The sequence below is a fragment of the Sorangium sp. So ce302 genome, assembly GCF_051530145.1.
Lineage (GTDB): Bacteria > Myxococcota_A > Polyangia > Polyangiales > Polyangiaceae > Sorangium > Sorangium cellulosum_B.
Genome location: NZ_CP150326.1, coordinates 12,497,512 through 12,517,663 on the forward strand (window position 1 = coordinate 12,497,512; position 20,152 = coordinate 12,517,663).

A 20,152-nucleotide genomic window follows, 5' to 3' on the forward strand; every position below is an offset into this window, starting at 1 on the left:
GGTGAGGCGCGGCGGGGGCCGCGCCTCCTCGGATCAGTCGAGCTGGCCGTCCAGGATCCAGCCCTCGAGGGTCTTCTGCTCCTCCGCGGTCAGGCAGGCAGAATTCGCGGCGTCGAGCGCCGGGTCGCCGGTGCATCCGCGGTTGCGCGGCATGCGGGTGGCGTTGTCGAGGTCGTGGATGCGGATGGTGGCGCACTCCCCCTGCGTCCTCGTGGGTTCACCCGGGTCCACGGCGCACTGGGTCGAGCTCGAGGCAAGCTGCGAGGACTCGTAGGTGATGGCGAAGCCGCTGGCCGGCGCGGGATCCGTGCGGGTGTGGCAGGGCGAGCACTTTGCCAGCAGGATCGGCTCCACGTCGGCCCACCGTACGGGCTCGCCGTCATCGCCGCCGGCGCCGCCCTCGCCGCCTGCGCCGCCCTCGCCGCCCTCGCCGCCTGCGCCGCCCTCGCCGCCTGCGCCGCCGGTGCCGCCCTCGCCGCCGGTGCCGGGAGCGCCGCCTGCGCCGCCTGCGCCGCCGGTGCCGGGAGCGCCGCCGGTGCCGCCCTCGCCGCCCGTGCCAGGAGCGCCGCCGCTGCCGCCTTCGCCGCCGGTGCCGGGAGCGCCGCCGCTGCCGCCCTCGCCGCCGGTGCCGGGAGCGCCGCCGCTGCCGCCCTCGCCGCCGGTGCCGGGAGCGCCGCCGCTGCCGCCCTCGCCGCCGGTGCCGCTGGTGGTGCCGCCGCCAGTTCCTGCGCTGGTGCTGGTGGAGGTGCCGCCGCCGGCCTCACCGCCTGCGCCGCCTGCGCCAAAGTCGACCTCGTCGTCACCGCACGCGGCGAGCGCGAGGAGCAGCGTAGCGGTGGTCATGAAGAGACGAATGGAAGTACGCGGGATAGAGACCATGCGCGGAGAATAAGCGCGTGCAGTCTCGCGGGTAAATACTGCCGCACAGAAGTCACGATTCTATCATTGCTCCCTTGACGGAATATGCTTCCGCTGAATCGCGACGGTAGACGTTTCGGCTCGCCCGTCGGCCCGTGCTGCGTGAGCCCATGGCTCTGTCCGCTGGCCCGTTGACCGCGCCGATCGCGCCGCACCCCGCTGGAATCAGCATTGCGGGGGTACGACCGCGCGAGGGCGGGCTCGACGAGCTGGCGCTCGCGTACGGCGTGGTGCCGCGTTTGCGTCGTATCCCCGAGGTGCCACAGCTCATGATAGCTGTTCACCGTCCTCCTCATGGTGGATCGTTGAGCGCCGGCTCCCGCGATACCGACGGAACGCAGGTAATGTCAACTGCTCCGAGCGTCTCTCGTCAGTGCGCGGACGCCAGCGCTCCTCCTTGTCTCCTCGCGCGATCTCTCGATCCTCGGATCGGAGATGATGTGCTCGACCCCGGTGAGCCCGCGTTCATCGATGAGCCCGTCGCGTCCTCGCTCGTGCACGGGTTGTCGCGTTATGCCACGGGTGGATTACCGCGCCGCGCCATCGGGTTTGTATATTGCGGCCCGACTCGGACTATGGTTAACCGGTGGCGGCCCAGGACGCACCGTGTCATCCGGCGCGCCACGAGGCACGAGGCACGAGGCACGAGGCACGAGGCACGAGGAAGGACTGGCTCGGGCTCATGGCGACGGCGCGGCGGTGACGCTTCCGCGAACACGCGAGCGAACCCTCGTCCGCGGCGTGAGCGGGGCTTGCGTGCGGGGGGAGTCATGGATTAGAACGTTCCCTCTCTGTCTTATATTTCTTACACGTCCCGATCGACGCTTTGCTCGACTGTCACGGTTCACCTTAAAGCCCATCCTTCATCTCATCGACAAGAGAGGGGAGCACTCATGCGCCTCACACGGTATGCAACATGGATCATGGCGGCGGCTGTCGTTCTCGCGCCGGCCGCCTGCGGTGACGACACGTCCGACAACGCGACCGGCTCCGGAGCCAGCTCCGGCGCCGGCGCTGGCTCCGGAAGCGGCTCCGGCGCCGGCGCTGGCTCCGGAAGCGGCTCTGGCTCCGGAAGCGGCTCTGGCGCTGGCTCCTCCGGCAGCGGCTCCGGGACCGGAGGCGGCGGCACCGGCGGCAGCGACAGCACCGGAGGCGGCGGCAGCGGCGCCGGGGACAGCGTCGGCCTCTTGCCCTGCGACAATGGCTGGCCCGAGGTGCGGAGCGCGATCGCGCAGGATCCGGCGATCGAGGCGGCCATCACCGAGCTGCTCGGCAAGATGAAGGTGGAGGAGAAGGTCGGCCAGATGGTGCAGGCCGAGATCCAGAAGATCACGCCGGCCGAGGTGAAGCAGTACAACATCGGCTCCGTGCTGAACGGCGGCGGCTCCTGGCCGGGGAAGAACAAGAACGCGACGGCGGCGGACTGGGTGAAGCTCGCCGACGACTTCTACAACGCCTCGGTGGACACCAGCGGTGGCCGCGTGGCCATCCCGATCATCTGGGGCATCGACGCGGTGCACGGGAACAACAATGTCCGCGGCGCCACGCTCTTCCCGCACAACATCGGCCTCGGCGCCGCCCACGACCCCGAGCTGCTCGAGCGCATCGGCGCCGCGACGGCCAAGGAGGTCCTCGCGACCGGGCTCGACTGGACCTTCGCGCCGACGCTCGCGACCGTGCGCGACGACCGCTGGGGCCGCACGTACGAGGGCTACTCCGAGGATCCCGAGATCGTGAACGCCTATGCGGGCCGGGTCGTGCAGGGCATCCAGGGCGCCGCGAACAGCCCTGATCTCCTCGGCGCGACGCGCGTCATCGCGACAGCCAAACACTTCATCGGTGACGGCGGCACCGACAAGGGCGATGACCAGGGGAACAACCTCGCCTCCGACACCGAGCTGTGCACGATCCACGCGCAGGGCTACCTGTCTGCCATTCCGGCGGGCGCGCAGACGGTCATGGCGTCGTACAACAGCATCCGCGGCCAGAAGATGCACGGGAAGGGCGATCTGCTCACCGGGGTGCTGAAGGACAAGCTCCACTTCGACGGGTTCGTCATCGGCGACTGGAACGGTCATGGGCAGGTGTCGGGCTGCACCAACTCCTCGTGCGCCGCCTCGATCAACGCCGGTGTGGACATGATCATGGTCCCGGACGACTGGAAGGCGTTCTACGATAACACGCTCAGTCAGGTGAAGGGGGGCCAGATCTCGATGGCGCGGGTCGACGACGCCGTGACGAGGATCTTGCGGGTCAAGATGCGGGCGGGGCTCCTCGGCCCGAAGAAGACCAAGCAGGCGCCGTCGAAGCGGATGTTCGCGGGCGATCAGTCGGTGCTCGGGCAAGCGGAGCACCGGGCCCTCGCGCGCGAGGCGGTCCGGAAATCTCTTGTCCTCCTCAAGAACGCCGGCGGGGTCCTGCCCCTCGCCGCGTCGGCGAAGGTGCTCGTCGCGGGCAAGTCCGCGGACAGCATCCCGAACCAGGCCGGCGGCTGGTCGAGGACGTGGCAGGGCACCGACGTGACGAACGCCGACTTCCCGGGCGCGACGTCGATCCTCAAGGGGATCCAGGACCTCGTTTCGGCCGGCGGCGGCCAGGCGACGCTGAGCGCCAACGGCTCCGCCGCCAGTTCGGGGAGCTTCGACGCGGCGATCGTGGTGATCGGCGAGACGCCTTATGCCGAGATGTACGGGGACATCCAGCTCGCGACGGACGACACCCCGCACGCGAAGACGCTGGAGCACGCGGTCTTCCACCCCGAGGATCTGCAGGTCCTCCAGGCGATCCGCACGGCCAAGCCGGATCTGCCGATCGTGACGGTCTTTCTGTCGGGCCGTCCGCTCTATGTCAACAAGGAGCTGAACCGCTCGGACGCCTTCGTGGCCGCGTGGCTCCCGGGCTCCGAGGGCGGCGGCGTGGCCGACGTGCTGTTCGGCAAGCAGCAGTTCCAGGGCAAGCTCTCGTTCTCCTGGCCTGCGACCGATTGCCAGCGCGTCAACCGCGGTGAAGACGGCGCGCTGTTCCCGTACGGCTTCGGCCTGACGACGGAGAACAAGGAGACGCCTGCGGCGCTCCCGGAAGCGTCCACCGCGAGCGGCTGCAACTGATCAAATCCTCCGCGCCGCTGCCGCTCTCCCCGCTCTCCGCAGCGGCGGCGGCCTTCGTGAGATAGGCCGAGGACCCAGCCCGCCACGCGGCGGGCCGGGTCTTCGTGATCAGCGCGTCAGCGCGTCACGCGCCGCCGCCTCGCGCGGTCGTGAGCACCACCTTGCCGGTGGTCGCGCGGGACGCGACTGCCTTCATGGCCGCCGTCGCGTACTCCCCCGTCGCGCTGAAGAACGGCTCGTACTGCTGCTCGCTGCGGCGGCGCTCGGCCCGGCGTGCAAGGAGAAGCGCGACGACGGTACCACGCCGGCGCAGGCCGTCGCCGAGCTGCCGCCGCTCGAGCTCCGCGACGACACGGCGAACCTGATGCTGACGTGGATCGACGAGAAGGGCACACGCCTCGCGGCCGATCCCAGACTGGGATGGAAAACCTGCCCAGACATGCTCGGCCACTACCCCTTCACGCGATCTCCATGCTCTCCAACCAAGACTCCTGCGCGTTTTGTTTCCAGACCTCCTCTTGCTCGCGACCGCCGAGCTGGATGCCGAAGTAATTCAGCGGGTCAATGAATATCTGCTGCCCGTTAACGAGATCGAGACGAGCCGCAGAGCATTCGATCCATTCAGAAGACTGGATCGTGTTCCAGGTTCGAATGGTCGCGAGCACATTTGAGCCATCGGGATCGCGAAGCACCTGCAGCCTGACAGACGACAACGCAGGCAGCATGTCGTCATCCAGATCCGCCTCGTTGGATACTTCATCGGCCAGGAACAGCCGAATCCGTCCCGAATCTCCGACGACGGCCATCTTTAGCAGCACATTGTCGAATTCGAAGTAAACCGCACGCCACAGCGCGTGAAAGCGCACCGGTCGTTCATCCTTGTCGACGAAGCCGGTCACAAGAACATCCGTGAGCCGTGCGCCGCTCAGCGCGCCTTTGATCTTCGACATCATCATGGCAGCATCCGGATCGCAAGATCCATCCCCTCGCCGGACTTGAGCGCTGTAACCCATTCTCCGCTGCTCTTGACGACAATGGTCAGTCCACGACCACGGTAGATGCTCATGGCTTCAGCCCCCTTCTTTAGGGTTCCCTGCCCGACATATTTGAAAGTGCCGTTCTCGATTCTATCGCTCAGCGCCTTGAGTAGAGCCTCACCTCCGCCGTCCTTGAGCTTCCCGAACTTCACCCCCAGCGCGTTCTCCACAGCCGCTCGGTGGTTCACGAAATGCTCCTTGAAATTTTTCCCAGCCGTCAGTGGTCCAAGCTTTGGGACACTCAGCCCGCTCGTGCCGACAGGGACCGGCTTCGGGGGCAGCATCAGCGTCTTGCTGAGCGCCGTCGCCTTGCGGATCGCCTTGACGATCGCCTGCGCCGCCACGGCGGCAGCGAGCTGCACAACGCTCGTTGCCGCCTGCTGGATGGGCGTCGCCTCCGCCCCCTCGTTGCGCCCGCCCACGATGCCGTGTGGACTGCTCCCGTCGCGCGGCGTGATGTCCTCGTCCAGCGCGAGATTCGCGAGCCCCGCCGCGAGCGCGAGCTCTTGCGTCGCCTGATTGCCCTGCGCGAACTGTTCCCACGGCGACGGCGCGCTCCCCCCATCTGCTCCGCCGCTCGGTTTCAGCGCCTCGGCCAGCTTGCCGGCCAGCACATCCGCCTCATGCAACGCCGCGGCCTTCTTCATTGTTGCCGTGTTCGCCTCCGGAGCGTTCGGGTCGAACACGAAAACCTGAAGCCCCTTCGTCTTCTGGGCGAACTCCCCGGTGCTGCCGGTGACGATTCCCGCCCCATGAGGGGAGTACGCCCATCGATCCACATTGCTCGGCGCCCCCTGCGGCCGTACGCGCACGGGGATATCGTGGGGCTGCCCCTCAGTGCCCGTCGGGTCGCGCAACCTGACCGGGTTGTTCGACACATAGGCATATAAATTGACCCCGTCCACGAGCCCAAGCGGATCCGCAGCGGTCCACCTCCCGAGCCACGGCGCGTAATACCGCGCCCCGTGGTAGTACAGCCCCGTCTCCTCGTCCTTCTCCTTGCCCGTGTAGCGATACCGCTTCCGGCTCAGCTCCACCGCGCTGCTGGTCGACCAGTACGCCGTCGTCCCGAAGGGGTGGTACTCCTCGTAGCCGATCACCAGCCCCGCCCCGTCGACCTCCAGCGACGCCGACCCGAGGTGGTTGTCGAGCTGGTAGCGCACCCGCGGCGTCACCGTGAACGGACCCGACGTGTCGACCGTCTTGGTCTCCACCATCGCCACCCGCCGCGCGCCATCCATCACGTGCAGCGTCTGCCGCTCCAGCGCCAGCCCCGAGCTGTTGCGCCTGCGGTACACCTCGTAGCCGCCGAGGTAGATGCGCTCGTCCACAAGCCCGTTGTGCTCCCAGACCTTGCGCACGCGGTGGCCCGCAGCGTCGTAGTCGTAATAGACATCGCCGCCGCCGTCGAGATCCGTGCTCCGCACCTGGTCGTTCTCGTCCCAGGTCAGCGCCGTGATGTGCGGCATCGACGTCATGTTGCCGTGCGCGTGATGCGCATAGTTGCGGAACGGCCCGTTCGCCGGGTCTCCGGTCGTGCTCGTCAGCCGGTTGTTCGCCGTCTCCTCGTACGCATACCACCGCGTCCAGCTCCCCGTGCCCGCCTGGTGCACCATCCTCCGCAGGTTGCCCACGGCGTCATAAATGTACTGCTCGGTATAGTTCCTCAGCGCCTGCGCGTCGTTCGCGTGCGGCAGCGACTGGATCGGCACGTCGTTCTGGTCCCGCGGCGCGTCCGACAGCCCGCCCGCATGCTCCCGCCCCGTCGCTTCGATCAGCCGGTAGACCGCGTCGTACACGTACTGCGCGCTCGGTGACACCACGGCATTGTTGAAGAACACCGTCTGCTGCGCGCTGTCCCTGATCTCCACGATGTTCCCGACGGGGTCGTACACATACGTGAGGTTCTGCAGCACCGCGCTGTCCGAGCTCCGCGTCGTCTTCAGGCGCGAGAGCCGGAACGTCAATGGGTCATACGTGTACGCCGTCGAGGTGCCGTTGCCATACTCGATCCGCTCGCGCTGCCCCTTCGCGTCGTAATCGATGTTGTCGACGAACGTCGTCCACGCCACCGCGCCTCGAACGCGCGCCTCGACCCGCTCGAGCAGCCCCGCCTCGTTGTACGTCGGCTTGACCTCGCTCGCGTCCGAGGCGGTCAGGCCATCCGGGGCGGTCAGGCTGGTTGGGCGGTTCAGCGCATCGTACGCCGTCTGCGTGCCGAAGCTCTCGGCCTCCAGCAGCGGCTCGGCCGCGGTCGCGATGGCGGACACATCCGTCAGCGCCGACAGCACCGACCAGTCGGCGTCCGCGTGCACGTCGCTCCGCAGCCGGCGCGAGGCCTGCAGCACGTTGCCCTTGAAGTCGTACGCCTGGCTCGTCACCACGCCCGCGCCATCATACACCTGGTACGGCCTGCCGCGCAGGTTCAGCGCCGTCGCCTGCTGATCAGCTCGATGGCCTTCGCCGGCTAGCCGAACAACGAGGCTGGACGAACGCGGGGGAGTACGTGGACCATGGCGTTAGAGGCGCCAAAGAATCGCGGGCCCGAGCCAGACCTTCTCATGAAGGATGCCCATCACGGCGAGCTGAACCTCGTGGCCTGTTGTCGCTTCGACCGCTTCGCCCGGCCGGTCCGCCACCCCGTGATCGCGCTCGACGACTTCCGGGCCAGGGGCATTGACTTCATCTCCATGCACGACGGCATCGACACGAGCACACCGGCCGGGAGGTTCAGCTTCACCATCATCGCCGCCATGGCTGAGCTGGAACGGGAGCTGATCCGGGAGAGGACCAAGGCCGGGCTCCAGGCCGCGAAGAGACGTGGCGCCAAGCTCGGCAGGCCGAGGGTCGAGTTCGACATCGGGCGAGCTGTCGAGCTTCGACGGGCGGGGAGATCCATCCGGGAGGTCGCCGCCGCCCTCGGCGTTCACCCGACCACCCTCCATCGAGCCCTCCTGGCTGTTCCACAATCGTCCTCGGAAGTGGCCTGATCTGGGCTAGGAAATCACGGGGCTTTCGATGCCCCGGGTGGACGTCGATCGGCGTGGCGAAAGCGACGGTCTTTGCAACAGGTGCCGCCGCTGGGAACCGATCCATTATCCGCTCCGGGCCTTCGACATCCCCATCTTCGGCCCGCTCACCTGGCGCATGGACAGCGGTCGATGGCAAGGCTCAACATCAACAATACCGGGCGGGTCGAAGGTGCATGGGCTCGGCGAGCGGCTTCTCAGCCCCACCGGCTTCGGCATCTTCCCGTGGCAGACGGATGCAGTGTGAGAGGGTCAGCCGCCCTCCAAAATCCATCCTTGTGAGATCTGGCCGGGCCAGTGGCCTTGGAACCGTATCAACGCGGTAAGGCCCTCCTGAATTTCGTCGATCTCGTTACTGTAGATGACAATTCCATCGATCAAGAGATCGAGCTCGACCGGCTCCCCCTGTTTCACGCCCATCTCGTCGGCGTGGTGGGCAGAATGAACGGATTTACCCCGTGTGAACGTGCCCGCGATGAGGCGACCTGTCACATGTGCCCCGTTGGCAGTCGTTTTTATGGCGTAGACCTGGAATTTCCCATATTCTCTAGAATCTGACATGCTTGAGGTCCTCTAGGCGATCCGCACGGCCAAGCCGGATCTGCCGATCGTGACGGTCTTTCTGTCGGGCCGTCCGCTCTATGTCAACAAGGAGCTGAACCGCTCGGACGCCTTCGTGGCCGCGTGGCTCCCGGGCTCCGAGGGCGGCGGCGTGGCCGACGTGCTGTTCGGCAAGCAGCAGTTCCAGGGCAGGCTCTCGTTCTCCTGGCCCGGGAGCGAGCGCCAGCGCGTCAACCGCAACGACGGCCAGGAGGCGCTGTTCCCCTACGGCTTCGCCCTGATCACGGCGGATCAGGACACGATCGGCGAGCTGTCCGAGGCGTCCATCGGCGCCGACTGCAACTGAGCCCTTGCTCTGCGCTGCTGCCGATCTCCCGGGCGGCGGCCCTTATCGCCGGTTCGTGAGCACGACCTTGCCGGTGGTCGCGCGGGACGCGACCGCTGTCATGGCCGCCTTCGCCTCCGCCATCGGCGGCGCAGCCGAGACGAGCGGCTTGATCGCGCCCTGGCCGTAGAGCGCGTAGAGCTCGTCTTGCGCCCTCCGCGTGAGATCGGGCCGGGCGCGGCTGTAGGTGCCCCAGTAGAGGCCGACGACCGAATAGTTCTTCACGAGCAGGTGGTTCGCGCGCGCCGCGGGGATGCGGCCGGAGGCGAAGCCGATCACCACGATGCGTCCCTCGAAGGCGACGCATTTCGTCGACTGATCGAAGACGTCGCCGCCGACGGGGTCGAAGACGATATCGGCGCCCCGGCCCGAGGTCCGCTCCTTCACGATGGCGACGAAGTCCTCGCGCCGGTAGTCGATCGCGACGTCCGCCCCGAGGGCGCGGCAGACCGCCGTCTTCTCCTCGCCGCCGGCGGTCGCGATGACGGTCGCGCCGGCCGCCTTGGCGAGCTGGATCGCCGCGCTGCCGACGCCGCCCGCGCCGGCGTGCACGAGGACCGTGTCGCCCGGCTGGACGCCGGCGCGCCGGTGGAGCGCGAAATAGCCTGTCTGGTAGGTGATGGTCATCGCCGCGGCGTCCTCGAACGGCATCGCGTCCGGGAGCGCATAGGTGGTGCGCAGCCCCGCGATGGCGTGCGTCGCGTACCCCCCGGAGCCGGGGAGCGTCGCGGCCACGCGGGCGCCCGGCGGGAGGGACGGCTCGCGGCTCTCGACGACGAGGCCGGCGACCTCGAAGCCGGGGATGAACGGCGGAGTCGGCTTGACCTGGTGGGCGCCCGCCGTGAAGAGCACGTCGGGGAAGTTGATCGCGGCGGCGGCCACCTCGATCCGGACCTCCCCCTCGGCGAGCGGGGGGTCGTCGACCTCTTCCCAGACGAGGATCTCGGGGGGACCGAAGGCGTGTCCGCGCCAGGCATGCATGCCCGCGGACCTTAGCAGAAAGCCCGGGCGGCCCGGCGGCGCCGCCTCGCGCGCCGGGGATCCCCTGCGGGATCGCCGGCGCGCGAGATCAGCGGACGATCTCGATCGGCAGCTTCGCCGTCACGGAGCCCTGCTCCTGCCCGTCGAACGTCACCTCGACATCGTAGGTCCCCGGCGCGAAGAACTCGTCTTCCGGGTTGTCCGTGTCCGATGGCCCGCTCCACTGCCGCCCCGACCAGGAGATCGTGTGCGTCGCCGCCGTCGCGTCGACCTGCACGGTCGCCGCGTCGTCGGGAGCGCAACATCCGGTGTCACAGAGGCAGTACTGCTGTGGATCCCCCGCCGTCGACAGCCCGGTGATCTGGTACGTGACGAACGAGCGCGGATCCGCGCTCGGCACGACGCAGTGCCCGCACCCGTCCGAGGCCGCGATCTCGATCGGAGGGACGCTCGAGTCGGTCGTGACCGTGTAGACGAACTCTGCTGGCTCGCCCCTCCAGTAGACGCAGCGGCTGGACTCGATCGATATCGTCACGCCCGGGATCGTGCCCTGGACGTCGCGCACCGCGCACGGCTCGGCCCCCGGCGGCAGCCCGCGGTCGCCGCCGCTGCTGCTGCTGCTCTCGCCGTCGCCGCCGCTCCCGGCGCCCTCCTTGCTGCCGCCGCATCCGGTCGCGCACGCGGCGGACAGCAAGGCTATCGCCAGAGCTCGAAGCATGTCGTTTGCCATTCCCTCACCTCTCCCTCCTTCGCGCCACGCCGCCTGTCTGCGGCGGCGCGCGATCGGCAGCAAGGGAGATGCTCCGCGAGGCGCGCGCGGGCTCCGGAGGGACAGGCCGTGGCTCGCACCACCCCGGGCCGTCGACTGTGCCAGCCTGGGCCGCTACCTGCCTGCCGGCTTCGCCTCAGCCGTGCTTCAGGGGTAGATCTCGATCGGCAGCTTCGCCGTCACGGAGCCCTGCTCCTGCCCGTCGAACGTCACCTCGACATCGTAGCTCCCCGCCTGGAAGAAGGCGCCCTCCGGGTTGCTCGTATCGGACGGCCCGGTCCACTGCCGCCCGGACCAGCGGATCGTCTGCGTCACCGTCGTCGCGTCGACCTGCACGGTCACCGCCTCGTCGGGAGCGCAGCAGCCCACGTCGCACAGGCAGTAGAGCTGCGGTTGCGGATCGGCGCCCCACGAGAGGCCGCTGATCTTGTAGGAGACGAACGAGAGCGGATCGCTCGTCGGTTCGACGCAGCGCCCGCAGCCGGTGGAGGCCGCTATGTCGATCGGGGGGACGCTCGAGTCGGTCGTCACCGTGAAGATGAACTCCGCCGGCTCTCGTTCGTGGTAGGAGCACCGGCTCGACTCGATCGATATCTTCACGCCGGGGATCGTGCCCTCGACGTCGCGCACCGCGCACGGCCAGTCCGACAGGCCGCAGCCGCCGCCGCTGCCCTCGCCGCAGCCGCCGGTGCCGTCCTCGCCGCTGTCGTCGTTGCCCCCGCCGCCGCTGTCCTCGCCGCCGCTGCCGCCGTTGTGGCCGCCGCTTCCGCCGGTGCCGCCCTCGCCGCCGCTGCTGCTGCTGGCGCCGCTGCCGCCGTTGCCGCTGCTGGCACCAACGCCGTCATTCACGCTGTCCTTGCATCCCATCAGGCACGCACTGGACAGCAGGGCTGCCGCCAGCACGCGAAGCACGTCGCTCGTCATCGCATCACCTCGTGGCTCCGCCACCGAACCTCGCGCGCGGCGGCGCGGGGCGTGCAGCAAAAGGGATGCCTCGCGCGACAAACGCAGATCCCGCAGGAGCGCCTCTGGCGCGTGACACACCGGATCTTCGATTGTGCCAATTTGAGCCGTAACGGGCAGGTGAGCTGCTGCGCTCGCAGGGCGCCATTCCCGGCGGGCCAGCTGTTCCAGGCCATCTCGATCTCAGCGCACGAACCAGCGGCCGGCCCGGCTCATCCTGCGACGCGCCGGCGCGCCGCCGTCACTCGATCTCGGGGTACCAGCACGCCACGCGGTGGCCGCTGCCGGGGACGAGCTCTTCGAGCGGCGGGATCTCGACGTCGCATTTGCCCTCTTCGGCCTTCCGGCAGCGAGGGTGGAACACGCAGCCGTCGGGCGGGTTGATCGCGCTCCCGGGCGCGCCCGGCAGCAGGCGGCGCGCCTTGCTCCCCCGCTCGAGCGACGGCGTCGCCTCGAAGAGCGCGCGCGTGTACGGGTGGTGCCGCCGCCCGGCCACGCCCTGCGTGGGGCCGATCTCCACGATGCGGCCGAGGTACATCACCGCGACGCGGTGGCTCACGTGCTCGACGACGCGGAGGTCGTGCGAGATGAACAGCAGGCCGAGCGACAGCTCGTCCTGGAGCTCCTCCAGCAGGTTGACGATCTGGGCCTGCACCGAGAGGTCGAGCGCGCTCACGGGCTCGTCGCAGACGATGAAGTCCGGGCGCACGGCGAGGGCGCGGGCGATCGCGACCCGCTGCCGCTGGCCGCCGGAGAGCTCGTGGGGGAAGCGCTCCATCATGTCCGGCCGCAGGCCGACCTTCTGGAGCGCGCCCTCGACCATCGCGGTCTCCTCGTCGCGGCTCCTCGCGAGGCGGTGGATGACGATGCCCTCGCCGACGATCTCGCGCAGCGTCATGCGCGGGTTGAGCGAGCCGTAGGGGTCCTGGAAGACGATCTGCATCCGCCGGCGCATGGCCCTCAGCGCGCGGCTCGACAGGGCGCTCAGGTCGTGGCCGTCGAAGAGGACGCGGCCGACCGTGGGCTCGATGAGCCGGAGCACGAGGCGCCCGAGGGTGCTCTTGCCGGAGCCCGACTCGCCGACCAGGCCGAGCGTCTCGCCCCGGTGGACGTGGAAGGTCGCCTCGACGACGGCCTGCACGAACGACGGCTTCGCGAAGGCGCCGCGCTGCACCGGGTAGAACTTCGAGAGCCCCTCCGCCTGGACGAGCGGCCGCTCGCCCGGCGCGCTCTCCACGCCCTCCGGGTGCGCCGCGGCTGCAGGGTGCGGGTGCGGCGCGGCGGGCTCGTCGCGCTGCGTGGGCGGCGGGGATCCGCTGTCGCGCGTCACGAGGCGCCCTCGTTGCCCGCGCGCCCCGGGCCCGTGAGGAGGAAGCAGCGCGCCGCGTGGTGCCCCGCGCCGGGCGGGACGGCGTACAGGTCCGGCGCCTCGGCGCGGCAGCGGTCGAACACGGCGTCGCAGCGGTCCTGGAAGCGGCAACCGCGCGGAGGATCGCGCAGATCGGGCAGCGCGCCCGGGATGGTCGGCAGGCGGAGCGAGCGCTCGCCGCGCACGCGGTGCGGGCGGATCCCGCGCGCCGGGATGCTCCTGAGGAGCGCGCGCGTGTACGGGTGCGACGGCGCCGCGAGCACGTCGCGCGCCGGCCCTTGCTCGACGACGACGCCGGCGTAGAGGACGACGATCTCGTCCGCGAGCTCGCCGACGACGGCGAGGTCGTGCGCGATGAGCAGGAGGCTCATCGACGTCTCTGCCTTGAGCCGCTCGAGGAGATCGAGGATCTGCGCCTGCGTCGTCGTGTCGAGCGCGGTGGTGGGCTCGTCGGCGATGAGCAGCGAGGGCTCCGGCGCGAGGGCCATGGCGATCATGACGCGCTGGCGCATCCCGCCGGACAGCTCGTGCGGGTAGCTGTTCGCGCGGACCTCGGGCTCGGGGAAGCCGACCTTGCGCAGGAGGTTCACGGCGTAGAGCCGGGCGTCGCCGCGGGACATGGGCCGGTGCAGCCGGATGGCCTCGGCGATCTGGGCGCTGACCGTGTACACGGGGTTCAGCGAGGTCATCGGCTCCTGGAAGATCATGCCGATCTTGCCGCCGCGCACGGCGCGCATCTCGCGCTCGCTCAGCGCGAGGAGATCCTGGCCGTCGAGCTCGATCGAGCCGCCGTCGATGGACGCGTAGGGCGCGGGCAGCAGCCGCAGGATGCTCAGCGCGGTCACCGTCTTGCCGCAGCCCGACTCGCCGACGAGCGCCACGGTGCGCCCGCGCGGCACCGTGAACGAGACGCGGTCGAGGGCGCGCGTGACGCGGCCGTCGGCGGCGAACGAGACGCGGAGGTCGCTCACCCGGAGCAGCGTGGGCGGCGGGGCCTCCTCGGGCGAGACGGGCGGCGCGGTGCGGGGCAGCGGGAGGGGGCGCCCGCTCGCCGTCGAGCGCTGGGTGACGGCGGGCTCGTCGTCGTCGAGCAGGCCGCGCGCGAGGGCGCCGTGGGGGACGGCGGAGGCGCTGGGCGCGGGACGAGCGCCTGCGGTCGGCGTGGCGGGCGCGGGAAGAGCGCCCGCGCTCGAGGGGTCGGGTGTGGCCGGGGCGCTGGGCAGGGAAGGCGCGCTGGGTACGGGCGGCCTTCTCTCGCCGAGGTCGTGGCGGATCAGGGGAAGCGGGAGCGAGTTCCGCGCGCCGAGGTCGTCGTCCTCGTCGTCCTGGCCGTTGCTCACCGTACGTACACCTCGAGGCGGGGGCCGACGCCCTGGGAGATGCCCATCGAGTAGGCGGCCCCGACGGCGTCGCTCCCCGCCGCGAGGATGGCGATGCCGTGGTCGTCCTTGCGCCGCCTGGCCCAGTCGCGCACGAGCGAGGTGACGTCGATCCGCAGCGGCGTCGCCGGTCGGGGCCGCGCGATGGCGGCGGCCTCCGGGATCGACAGCCGCGGCTGCCGCCCCCACGTCGCCGTCTCGGAGCGCCACGGCTCGAGGATGCGCGCGACCTCCAGGGTGAGCGCGCGCTCGGCGGGAGGCGCCATCGGGGCCGGCTCCAGCACGACGAAGGCGCTCGCGATGTCGGCGCCGACGCCGAAGGTCGGCGAGAACCGGAGCAGCAGGACGACTTCACCGCCCCCGGCGCGCCCGAGCGCGACGGCGTCGGGGACGCCCGGCGCTGCCGCGGCGTCGTCCTCGACGAGGACGGCGAGGTCCTCGGGCGGGAGCAGCACGCGGCGCGCGTCGAGGGGCGCGGGGAGGGCGCTCGCGGGCCGGCAGCGCCCGGCGACGCAGTAGCCGGCGCCGCAGACGCCCGCGCCTGCACACACGCCCGCGTCCTTCGCGGGGCCGCCGCCGCAGCCCAGGAGCGGCGGCGCCGCGACGAGCAGGGCCACGGGCGCGAGGGCGGCGAGCAGACGCACAGCGGGGGCGACCATAGCAGAGGGCGGCCCGGGTAGGGCGGCCCCGGTGGCGGTGGCGGGGCGCGGCGCGCCGGGGGCGGTGGGGGCGCCGGTCGCCGGCGCGCGATCCCTGTTGTCGGGCCGCGGCCGCTCTGCTGGGATGCCGTGTCGTGCGCGTTCGAGCCGTTACCTTCCTGAGAGCGCTCGTGATCCTGGCCGCCGTGCCTGCGGCGCTCGCTGCCTGCGGAAAGAAGGCGCCGCTCGGGTCTCCGTGCCGCGCGGACGACGACTGCGCTTCAGGCCTCGCCTGCCACCGCGAGCAGTGCCTGCACGAGGGGAGCGCCCGGCGCCTGCGCGACGAGGAGCAGCGCGCCTCGGGCGAGGGCGGCGCGCGGAAGGTCGGCGACCGCGTCGAGGTCGAGTGGAAGGGCTCGTACAAGCCCGCGATCATCACCGGCGTCGTCGCCCCCGGCTCCTACCGGGTCCACTTCGATGGGTACGACGCGCAGTGGGACGAGGTCGTGACCGAGGCGCGCATCAAGGGCGGCGCGCGCTCGGGCTCGGGGCAGCGGACGGCGGTGCCGGCGGCGAGCAGCTCGCCGCGCTGAGCGGCGGAAGGCGGCGCCCGGAGCACGTGGAGCTCGGCCGCGAGGGTCGGGAGCGGTGCCGCGAGGCAGCTCCGCAGCGCATCGCCTGCCCGATAGCCGGTGAATCGATCTCCCATGCTCCCACCATGACTATTTGCTGCCCGCGCGGATGAAGTCCACGAACGCGCGAAGCGCCGCGGGCATGTGGCGGCGGCTCGGATAATAAAGAAAGGGGCCGGAGAGACGCGACCACCAGCGCTCCAAAACCGGCTTCAAGGCGCCGCTCTCGAGGTGCGGGCGCAGCCAGTCCTCGAACCAGTAGAGGAGACCGGTGCCCGCGATCGCGGCGTCCACGAGGAGGTCCGTCGCGCTCCCGAGGCTGCCGACGAGGGGGCCGGTCGGGTCGACCTTCACGACCTCGCCGTCGCGCTCGAATTCCCACGGGCACAGCGCGCCGTTCGGGAAGCGGCCGCGCAGACACGCGTGATCGAGGAGCTTGCGCGGATGGGTCGGGCGCCCGTGCCGCTCGAGGTAGGCGCCCGACGCCGCGAGCGCCAGGCGCTGCTCGCGCTGGCCGATCGGGACCGCGATCATGTCTTTCTCGAGCGTCTCTTCGTAACGAATGCCTGCGTCGCAGCCCGCGGCGAGGATGTCGACGAGCGTGTCGTCCGCCGTCACCTCGACGCGGATATCGGGATATGCGGCGAGGAACGGCGGCAAGATCCGTGGGAGCACGAGCCGCGCGGCGACGACGGGGACGTTCAACCGGAGCGTGCCGGCTGGCTTTTCGCTCGAGCTCTTCACGACGTCGAGCGCCGCTGCGATCTCGGCGAGCGCAGGACCGAGCCGCTCGAGGAGACGCGCGCCGGCCTCGGTCGGCGCGACGCTGCGGGTCGTCCGATGAAGAAGCCGAACACCGAGCTCGCCCTCCAGCCGGCGCACCGCCTCGCTCGCGCTCGACGCGCTCGTGCGGCTCGTGCGGCTCGCCTCGCGGAAGCCGCCGGCGCGCGCCACCGCGGCGAAGACCCGGACGTCGTCGAGATCCACTGCCATTGTTCGCCTTTCCGCACGGGCCGTGCTGATTCGAGGCTCTTATCATACACCCCGTCGTGACCTACCGTCGACAGCCATGACGGATCTAGCCAAGGTCGGGACGTTCAAGATGGGCAGTCGCACGGTAAAGCGCTTCGGGTACGGAGCCATGCAGCTCGCCGGGCCGGGCGTGTTCGGACCGCCGAGAGACCGCGATGCCGCGCTCGCCGTGCTGCGCGAGGCGGTGAAGAGCGGCGTCGATCACATCGACACGAGCGACGTGTACGGGCCGCACGTCACGAATCAGATCATTCGCGAGGCGCTGCACCCGTACCCGAAGCATCTGGTGATCGCCACGAAGGTCGGCGCAAGACGCGGCCCACAGGGATCCTGGGAGCCGGCGTTCGCCGCCGAGGACATCGCGAGCGCGGTCCACGACAACCTCCGGAATCTCGGCGTCGACGCGCTCGACGTCGTGAACCTGCGCATCCTGTTCGACGCGCAGGGCCCCGCGGAAGGCTCGATCGAGGCGCCCCTCTCCGCGCTCATGAAGCTGCAGCGCGAGGGCAAGGTCCGCCACATCGGTCTCAGCAACGTGACCGCGAAGCAGGTGGAAGAGGGGCGCGCGATGACGGAGATCGTGTGCGTGCAGAACCTGTACAACCTCGCGCACCGGCAGGACGACGCGTTGATCGACAGCCTCGCCGCGGCGGGCATCGCGTACGTGCCGTTCTTCCCGCTCGGCGGCTTCTCGCCGCTCCAGTCCTCGACGCTGTCCGACGTCGCGCGTCAGCTCGGCGCGACGCCGATGCAGGTCGCGCTCGCGTGGCTGCTGCGGCGCTCGCCCAATATCCTCCTCATTCCCGGGACGTCGAGCGTCGAGCACCTGCGCGAGAACCTCGCGGCGGCAGATCTCGAGCTGTCCGACGGCGCGATGAAGGCGCTCGACCGTATCTAGATCACTCTCAAGGTCGCATTGTCCCGCTCACTCGGGTGGTAGAAGGGGAGGGGACGCGCAACAACGTCGATTGTGCAGACTCGATCCCTGCGACGCCCCCTGGAGCCGCCTTGGCAATGAATGGCCAGGGGATCGGCGGCATCGAAGGCGCCATGGACACGAGATCCACCCAGATTGTCGCGGTGTCGTTCATCGCTCTCCTCGGTTGCTCCGACGCAGGGGGCGGAAACCTCGGCGGAGGCGGAGCTGCTCCTGGAACGACGACCGGCACGGAGGGCGGCTCCGGGGGCGGAGGCGGAGGAGACGGAGGCTCCGGCGGCGAGAATCCCACCCCCGGCTCCGGAGGCCACGGCGGCGCCGGGGGCTCGGGCGGCGAGAGCTCCACGTCGGGCACCGGCGGCGCCGGGGGAACGGGCGGTGAGAACTCCACGTCAGGCACCGGCGGCGCCGGCGGCGGCGAAGGGGGCAGTGCCGCCTTCGGGCCGTGCGGCACTTCAGGCACCTCGTTCGGCCCTCCGGGGGCCTTTCTCGATCTCGGTCACCAGAAAGGCCTCAGCCGGCTCTTCGTCTCCGGAAGCCGCGTGCTGAGCTGGGACTACGATCGCTGGATGCTCTGGGATACCGACTCCAGCGCTGCGATCGCCGACGGACACGCGCCGGGCGGCTTCGACCCCGGCAGCCCGACGCTCGGGACCCTGCCGTTCGAGCTGCCCGGCGGCGTGGTCCTCCGCGGCAACATCGTGCTGATCCAGACGGACCCCGAGCACGCCTTCGAGCTGCGCAGCGCCATCGACGGCTCCGTCCTGGCCTCCGTGACCACCGAGTACGATCAGGCGGGGCTCGCGAGCGACGGCAGCTACGCCTGGACGCGCCGCCAGTCCACCAGCACGATCACGCTCTGGAGCACCGCGGGGGTCGAGCGCTGGTCCGCAGCGGTGAACCACCACGGCGACGTCTACGCGGCGCCGGATGCGCTCCGGATCGCACCGGAGCCTCCTGTTCCCCCGCAAAATAGCATCGCCGTGCTCCCCGCTGACGGCTCGCCTCCCACGGTCACCCCCGAGCTCTCCGGCTCATTCCACTCCTGGTTCCAGGACGGCGAGCGATTTCTAGCCACCGTCGGCACGACGGTGCGCGTGTACTCGAAGGCGGCGATCCAGGAGGGCATCGTCAACCTGCCGTCGATCACGCAACTCGCGGGGACGCGCGACTATTTCTGGATGCTCGCGGACGACAGAGCGGGCTCTCCGCTCATGGTCTATCGCGTCGGAGGCGGGGCCGTCCCCGTCGCCGAGTACCCTGACCGAGCCGACTATCGCTACACGTTCACGCCGACCGAGCGTGCGCTCGCCTTGCTCCACAAGCAAGCGTCGAGGCTCGACATCATCGATCTCGACGGCCCCGAGGTGACCCTGAGCGAACACGTGCCGCCGCTGGTCGCGAACGCCCACGTCCACATCGACCAGGAGCTGCGCCTGGCGGTCTCGAACGTGTACGGCGCGATCTCGTACAAGGGCACCCTCACCGATCCGGATAGCACGGGGCTGCTCGGCTGCGGCGCGCTCCACTCCGTCGCAGGCGCTCCCTCGGGGCACGTGGCGCTCGCGACGGGTTCGGGGAAGACGCTCGTCTATGATACGGCGGCGCTCGACGCCGGACCCTCGGCGGTCGTTCCGTTCCACAGCAACAAGGTGCTGCTCTCGGCGGACGGCGGCCTGCTCGCGGCGCGCGCCGCCCTCGATCCGATGGTCACGGACACATCACTCCGTCTCTTCTCGCTGCCGGACGGCGCGCAGCTCGCCTCGCTCTCGCGCGAGGAGGTGATTCAAGACTTCTCGATGTCCTTCGACGGCAGCACGGTCGGCCGCACTTACCACGTCGACTCGCACAGGACGGAGCGCGTCGTGAGCGAGTGGGCGGGCAGCGCGCCGCTCTTCCAGGACACCGGGCACCGGCCGGCGCCGCTCGTCTCCCCCGACGGTCACCACGTCGTCGTCACGGACTCCGCCCCCTCGGAAGGCTGCGGGTTCACGCAGCTCTACGAGGACAGCGCGCTCGTCAACGTGGTGCCCGGCTGCGCGATCGGCTGGCTCGACGACACCCACGTTCTCGTCCAGTCGTACACCCGCTTCCTCCAAAGCAGCCCCTGGACGTATCAGGCCTCCACGATCTACGACGAGCTCGGCAACCCGGTCGACGCGCCGCCACTGCCGAGGATCCCTATCCGCACCGACTCCGGGGATGTGAGCGACAACTACGGGATCCAGCCGGTCTCGGCGACGGCGCTCTACTCGCGCTACGACGGCGTCCTCTACGACATCGAGACGGGGGCGGCGCTCGCGACCTTCCCGGGCTTGCGAAGCGCCGTCGCCGGCGCCTTCATGGTCCATCCGTGCGGCTACGGCGTGTGCGCAGAGACCTACTGAGCCGGCGTGCGGCGCCCGGTTCAATCTC

The 20,152-nt window shown here is 70.1% G+C and carries 19 protein-coding genes; 7 read left to right on the plus strand and 12 right to left on the minus strand.

The features are described 5' to 3' along the window. Positions 1–33: 33 nt before the first annotated feature. The gene (locus tag WME73_RS47240) at positions 34–843 is read right to left on the minus strand and encodes a hypothetical protein (RefSeq protein ID WP_437913888.1); all 810 of its coding nucleotides are present in this window, start codon (positions 841–843) and stop codon (positions 34–36) included. A gap of 968 nt (positions 844–1,811) precedes the next feature. Here WME73_RS47240 and WME73_RS47245 point away from each other — a divergent pair. Continuing rightward, the gene (locus WME73_RS47245; RefSeq protein WP_437913889.1) at positions 1,812–4,025 is read left to right on the plus strand and encodes a glycoside hydrolase family 3 protein; all 2,214 of its coding nucleotides are present in this window, start codon (positions 1,812–1,814) and stop codon (positions 4,023–4,025) included. Positions 4,026–4,149: 124 nt separating this feature from the next. Here the strand turns inward: WME73_RS47245 and WME73_RS47250 are convergent, their stop codons facing one another. From WME73_RS47250 to WME73_RS47260, 3 genes are read right to left on the minus strand one after another with little or no spacing between them, the layout of a single operon-like run. Continuing rightward, entirely contained in the window at positions 4,150–4,476 is a 327-nt protein-coding gene (locus WME73_RS47250; RefSeq protein ID WP_437742849.1) for a hypothetical protein, read from the minus strand. 7 nt (positions 4,477–4,483) lie between these two features. Beyond that, positions 4,484–4,981 (minus strand): hypothetical protein, encoded by a 498-nt coding sequence (locus tag WME73_RS47255; protein ID WP_437913890.1) that lies wholly within the window; start codon positions 4,979–4,981, stop codon positions 4,484–4,486. Next, complete coding sequence (locus tag WME73_RS47260; protein ID WP_437913891.1) at positions 4,978–7,446, minus strand: RHS repeat domain-containing protein; 2,469 nt, start codon at positions 7,444–7,446, stop codon at positions 4,978–4,980. The genes WME73_RS47255 and WME73_RS47260 overlap by 4 nt, the downstream gene beginning before the upstream one ends. Before the next feature lie 129 nt (positions 7,447–7,575). Here WME73_RS47260 and WME73_RS47265 point away from each other — a divergent pair, with 129 nt between their 5' ends. Together WME73_RS47265 and WME73_RS47270 are read left to right on the plus strand one after the other, a co-directional pair. Further along, positions 7,576–8,052, plus strand: coding sequence for a recombinase family protein (locus WME73_RS47265; RefSeq protein ID WP_437742852.1), 477 nt, complete (start codon positions 7,576–7,578; stop codon positions 8,050–8,052). Between the two features lie 37 nt (positions 8,053–8,089). After that, the gene (locus WME73_RS47270) at positions 8,090–8,338 is read left to right on the plus strand and encodes a hypothetical protein (protein WP_437742853.1); all 249 of its coding nucleotides are present in this window, start codon (positions 8,090–8,092) and stop codon (positions 8,336–8,338) included. Positions 8,339–8,343: 5 nt separating this feature from the next. Here the strand turns inward: WME73_RS47270 and WME73_RS47275 are convergent, their stop codons facing one another. Then, a complete protein-coding gene (locus WME73_RS47275) occupies positions 8,344–8,652 on the minus strand; it encodes a hypothetical protein (protein ID WP_437742854.1) in 309 nt (102 codons plus the stop codon). A gap of 49 nt (positions 8,653–8,701) precedes the next feature. On the opposite strand from WME73_RS47275, the gene WME73_RS47280 reads away from it, so the two are divergent. Continuing rightward, entirely contained in the window at positions 8,702–8,998 is a 297-nt protein-coding gene (locus tag WME73_RS47280) for a glycoside hydrolase family 3 protein (RefSeq protein WP_437913892.1), read from the plus strand. Between the two features lie 42 nt (positions 8,999–9,040). Here WME73_RS47280 and WME73_RS47285 read toward each other — a convergent pair whose 3' ends face one another. The 6 genes from WME73_RS47285 to WME73_RS47310 form a co-directional block, all read right to left on the minus strand. After that, positions 9,041–10,018: an NADPH:quinone oxidoreductase family protein gene (locus WME73_RS47285; protein WP_437913893.1), complete on the minus strand. Its 978-nt coding sequence runs from the start codon at positions 10,016–10,018 to the stop codon at positions 9,041–9,043. Positions 10,019–10,106: 88 nt separating this feature from the next. Continuing rightward, entirely contained in the window at positions 10,107–10,736 is a 630-nt protein-coding gene (locus tag WME73_RS47290; RefSeq protein WP_437742857.1) for a hypothetical protein, read from the minus strand. Positions 10,737–10,934: 198 nt separating this feature from the next. After that, positions 10,935–11,711: a hypothetical protein gene (locus tag WME73_RS47295; RefSeq protein WP_437913894.1), complete on the minus strand. Its 777-nt coding sequence runs from the start codon at positions 11,709–11,711 to the stop codon at positions 10,935–10,937. 280 nt (positions 11,712–11,991) lie between these two features. Then, positions 11,992–13,080: an ABC transporter ATP-binding protein gene (locus tag WME73_RS47300; protein ID WP_437742859.1), complete on the minus strand. Its 1,089-nt coding sequence runs from the start codon at positions 13,078–13,080 to the stop codon at positions 11,992–11,994. Continuing rightward, complete coding sequence (locus WME73_RS47305) at positions 13,077–14,459, minus strand: oligopeptide/dipeptide ABC transporter ATP-binding protein (RefSeq protein WP_437913895.1); 1,383 nt, start codon at positions 14,457–14,459, stop codon at positions 13,077–13,079. Before WME73_RS47305 ends, WME73_RS47300 begins: the two co-directional genes overlap by 4 nt. Continuing rightward, a complete protein-coding gene (locus WME73_RS47310) occupies positions 14,456–15,157 on the minus strand; it encodes a DNRLRE domain-containing protein (protein WP_437742861.1) in 702 nt (233 codons plus the stop codon). The genes WME73_RS47305 and WME73_RS47310 overlap by 4 nt, the downstream gene beginning before the upstream one ends. Positions 15,158–15,291: 134 nt before the next feature. Between WME73_RS47310 and WME73_RS47315 the strand changes: the two genes are divergently transcribed. Next, positions 15,292–15,729, plus strand: coding sequence for a hypothetical protein (locus tag WME73_RS47315; RefSeq protein ID WP_437913896.1), 438 nt, complete (start codon positions 15,292–15,294; stop codon positions 15,727–15,729). A gap of 129 nt (positions 15,730–15,858) precedes the next feature. On the opposite strand, the gene WME73_RS47320 is transcribed toward WME73_RS47315, so the two are convergent. Beyond that, positions 15,859–16,761: a LysR substrate-binding domain-containing protein gene (locus WME73_RS47320; RefSeq protein ID WP_437913897.1), complete on the minus strand. Its 903-nt coding sequence runs from the start codon at positions 16,759–16,761 to the stop codon at positions 15,859–15,861. A gap of 76 nt (positions 16,762–16,837) precedes the next feature. Between WME73_RS47320 and WME73_RS47325 the strand changes: the two genes are divergently transcribed. Next, positions 16,838–17,698 (plus strand): aldo/keto reductase family oxidoreductase, encoded by an 861-nt coding sequence (locus tag WME73_RS47325; RefSeq protein ID WP_437913898.1) that lies wholly within the window; start codon positions 16,838–16,840, stop codon positions 17,696–17,698. 152 nt (positions 17,699–17,850) lie between these two features. Beyond that, positions 17,851–20,124, plus strand: a complete 2,274-nt coding sequence (locus WME73_RS47330) for a hypothetical protein (RefSeq protein WP_437913899.1) — start codon at positions 17,851–17,853, stop codon at positions 20,122–20,124. Positions 20,125–20,152 lie beyond the last annotated feature (28 nt).

Bases quoted from the DNA above. Each gene is read 5' to 3' on its own strand.
- WME73_RS47295 (WP_437913894.1), bottom strand. From the start codon at position 11,711: ATGACGAGCGACGTGCTTCGCGTGCTGGCGGCAGCCCTGCTGTCCAGT.
- WME73_RS47290 (WP_437742857.1), bottom strand. From the start codon at position 10,736: ATGCTTCGAGCTCTGGCGATAGCCTTGCTGTCCGCCGCGTGCGCGACC.
- WME73_RS47325 (WP_437913898.1), top strand. From the start codon at position 16,838: ATGACGGATCTAGCCAAGGTCGGGACGTTCAAGATGGGCAGTCGCACG.
- WME73_RS47275 (WP_437742854.1), bottom strand. From the start codon at position 8,652: ATGTCAGATTCTAGAGAATATGGGAAATTCCAGGTCTACGCCATAAAA.
- WME73_RS47265 (WP_437742852.1), top strand. From the start codon at position 7,576: ATGGCGTTAGAGGCGCCAAAGAATCGCGGGCCCGAGCCAGACCTTCTC.
- WME73_RS47255 (WP_437913890.1), bottom strand. From the start codon at position 4,981: ATGATGATGTCGAAGATCAAAGGCGCGCTGAGCGGCGCACGGCTCACG.
- WME73_RS47310 (WP_437742861.1), bottom strand. From the start codon at position 15,157: ATGGTCGCCCCCGCTGTGCGTCTGCTCGCCGCCCTCGCGCCCGTGGCC.
- WME73_RS47245 (WP_437913889.1), top strand. From the start codon at position 1,812: ATGCGCCTCACACGGTATGCAACATGGATCATGGCGGCGGCTGTCGTT.
- WME73_RS47330 (WP_437913899.1), top strand. From the start codon at position 17,851: ATGGACACGAGATCCACCCAGATTGTCGCGGTGTCGTTCATCGCTCTC.
- WME73_RS47320 (WP_437913897.1), bottom strand. From the start codon at position 16,761: ATGGCAGTGGATCTCGACGACGTCCGGGTCTTCGCCGCGGTGGCGCGC.
- WME73_RS47285 (WP_437913893.1), bottom strand. From the start codon at position 10,018: ATGCATGCCTGGCGCGGACACGCCTTCGGTCCCCCCGAGATCCTCGTC.
- WME73_RS47240 (WP_437913888.1), bottom strand. From the start codon at position 843: ATGACCACCGCTACGCTGCTCCTCGCGCTCGCCGCGTGCGGTGACGAC.